The following is a 3,093-nucleotide window of genomic DNA, read 5'->3' as shown; positions in this document are numbered from 1 at the left end:
CTTCCCCGGCGGCCTGTACCGCCAGTGGAAAAAGCAACAGCCAAAGAAATGTACGCATTATTTACCTCCAATGGTCGCGGTCATACGGATATGGCGGTTATCGGAAAGCTCCATATTCGACAACACCACCAACTGCGGAATACTGCGGCGTAAAAAACGCGCAAGGAGAGGTCGCAGCGCATGATTCACCAGCAATACTGGCGGCGCACCCAACATTTCCTGACGCGACAGTGCTTCCTGCGTCTGTGCCAGCAACCGGTCTGCCAGACCAGGTTCAAGGCCCCCACCGCCCTGTAACGCCTGCAACAACAGACGCTCAAGCGGTGTATCAAGTCCGATAACCTGAACTTCCTCGTTACCCGGGAACCACTGCTGAGTAATCGCCCGTCCAAGCGCCACACGCACCACTGCGGTAAGTTCATGCGGATCATTCTGCAACGGGGCATGTTCCGCCAACGTTTCAAGAATGGTGCGCATATCACGAATAGGGACTTTTTCATCCAACAGGTTCTGCAGCACTTTGTGCAGTGTGGTCAGTGTGACCACACCCGGCACCAGATCTTCTGTCAGTTTTGGCATTTCTTGTGAAACTCGATCCAATAACTGTTGCGCCTCCTGGCGACCAAAAAGCTCTGCGGCAAACTGGCCAATCAGATGGTTCAGATGTGTGGCAACGACCGTACTGGCTTCGACAACGGTGAAGCCCTGAATTTGCGCCTGCTCTTTTAGCGCGCTTTCAATCCAGATAGCATCCAGACCAAAAGCAGGATCAACTGTTTTCTCCCCTGGCAGCGATCCGGCCGCGGTACCTGGGTTGATAGCCAGCCAGCGCCCAGGGTAAGCATCACCACTACCAATCTCGACCCCTTTCATCAGAATACGATAGCGGGCAGGTTGCAGATCCATATTGTCGCGAATGTGTACAACTGGCGGCAGGAACCCCATATCCTGGGCAAATTTCTTACGAATGCTGCGAATACGCCCCAGCAATTCGCCGTCCTGTTGGAAGTCCACCATCGGAATCAGGCGATACCCAACCTCCATTCCCAGCGTGTCTTCCAGCTGAACATCACTCCACGTAGCTTCCACCACCGAGTTGTTTTCCGGCATTTTCACCGGCTGAGCTTCTTCTGGCGCTTTTTGCTCGCGTCCGCGCATCCACCAGGCCAGCCCCAGCAATGCCGCGGTAAACATCAGAAACACCAGGTTTGGCATTCCCGGTACCAGCCCCAGTAAACCGAGGACCGCCGCACTAAGCAGCATAACGCTTGGGTTGCTGAACAACTGGGTGACCATCTGCTCACCCACGTCCTGATCGGTACTCACGCGGGTTACGATAACCCCCGCCGCCGTTGAGATAACCAACGCAGGGATCTGGGCTACCAGCCCGTCACCGATGGTCAGCAGGGTATAGCTTTCTGCCGCACTGCCCATGCTCATACCGTGCTGCAACACCCCAACCAGCAAACCGCCCACCACGTTGATGACCATGATCAGAATACCGGCGATGGCATCCCCACGAACAAATTTACTCGCACCGTCCATGGAGCCGTAAAAATCGGCTTCCTGTGTCACTTCAGAACGGCGTTTTTTGGCTTCATCTTCACCAATCAATCCCGCATTCAGATCGGCGTCAATCGCCATCTGTTTACCCGGCATCCCATCCAGCACGAAGCGCGCACCCACTTCCGCGATACGTCCCGCACCTTTGGTGATAACCATAAAGTTAATGATGACGAGAATGACGAAGACCACGATACCGATGGCAAAGTTACCGCCGACCAGGAAGTGACCAAAGGCTTCCACCACCTTACCTGCCGCCGCGGCACCGGTATGTCCTTCCATCAAAATGATACGCGTTGACGCGACGTTCAGTGCCAGGCGCAACAAAGTGGTGAACAGCAGAATCGTTGGGAATGCGGCGAATTCAAGCGTGCGCTGAGTGAACATCGCCACCAACAGCACCATGATCGACAGCGCAATGTTAAAGGTGAACAGTAAATCGAGGATGAAGGCCGGAAGCGGCAACACCATCATCGACAGGATCAGCAGAATGAGGATCGGCCCGGCAAGAATTTGCCATTGCGTGGATTTCAGGTTGCCGGGCAGACGCAGCATCGCGACCAGATTAGCCATCAGTATTCTTCTCGTTCATAAAATCCAGTGCTTCAGGCACCGGAAGGTTTCCAGGTTGTGGTGGCGGTGTGCCGCCAGCCAGACGCCAGCGTTTTAGCTGCCATACCCATGCCAACACTTCGGCAACGGCGGCATACAATTGGCCAGGTATTTGCTGACCGATCTCAGCATGGCGATATAACGCACGCGCCAGCGGCGGAGCTTCTAACGTTGGGACACGGTGCTCCGCGCCAATCTCTCGAATACGCAATGCCACCAGCCCGGCCCCTTTAGCCACAACTTTTGGCGCGCTCATTTTGTTTTCGTCGTACTGCAAGGCAACCGAATAGTGCGTAGGGTTGGTCACAATAACATCAGCCTTCGGCACATCCGCCATCATGCGGCGCTGCGCGGCCGCACGCTGCATCTGGCGAATTTTGCCCTTAACGTGCGGGTCACCTTCGCTTTCTTTAAATTCGTCACGGATATCCTGACGCGACATCCGCAGTTTTTTCACGTGGCTATAAATCTGGAAAAAGACGTCAAACCCCACCATCGGGATGACGCCAAGCACCACCAGTAATGCGCACATACCGACTAAATCCAGCGCATTACCCATCGCCGTAATCGGGGATTCGGCCATCAGGCGCATCATCTCCGGCCAGTTGTGCCAGAGATAGAAGCCCGCTACGCTACCCACCAACGTGGATTTTAATATGGCTTTGAGCAGCTCCGCCCCGGTTTGCGCCGAGAACATACGCTTAATACCTGGTAACGGATTCAGCTTTGAGAATTTGGGTTGCAGCGATTTACCACTGAAGATCAAGCCGCCAAGCATCACCGGGGAGATCAATGCCACCAGCACAACCCCGGTAATCAGCGGCAACAACGCAATCATGGCGTCTTTAATCAACAAAATGATTTGACTCAGGATCAGGTTTGGGTCGTTGACCATACTGTGGTCAAAACGTAATCCGG

At 54.4% G+C, this 3,093-nt stretch carries 2 protein-coding genes; both read right to left on the bottom strand.

Going from position 1 to position 3,093, the window contains the following annotated elements:
* Window positions 1-57: 57 nt before the first annotated feature.
* Window positions 58-2,136, bottom strand: coding sequence for a flagellar biosynthesis protein FlhA (flhA, locus tag FDX03_RS10750; RefSeq protein WP_048211356.1), 2,079 nt, complete (start codon window positions 2,134-2,136; stop codon window positions 58-60).
* On the bottom strand, window positions 2,129-3,093 hold a 965-nt coding region (gene flhB, locus FDX03_RS10745; protein WP_249357037.1), incomplete at its 5' end, for a flagellar biosynthesis protein FlhB. The genes flhA and flhB, both read right to left, overlap by 8 nt.

Origin of the sequence: Citrobacter sp. wls827, from assembly GCF_005280875.1 — a bacterium.
Classification (GTDB): Bacteria; Pseudomonadota; Gammaproteobacteria; order Enterobacterales; family Enterobacteriaceae; genus Citrobacter; species Citrobacter youngae.
The sequence above is the reverse complement of the archived record's forward strand: the minus strand, read 5'-3'. Positions and strand labels throughout refer to the sequence as shown.

Excerpts from the sequence above, each read along its gene's own strand:
- flhA (WP_048211356.1), bottom strand. The coding sequence starts at position 2,136 with ATGGCTAATCTGGTCGCGATGCTGCGTCTGCCCGGCAACCTGAAATCC.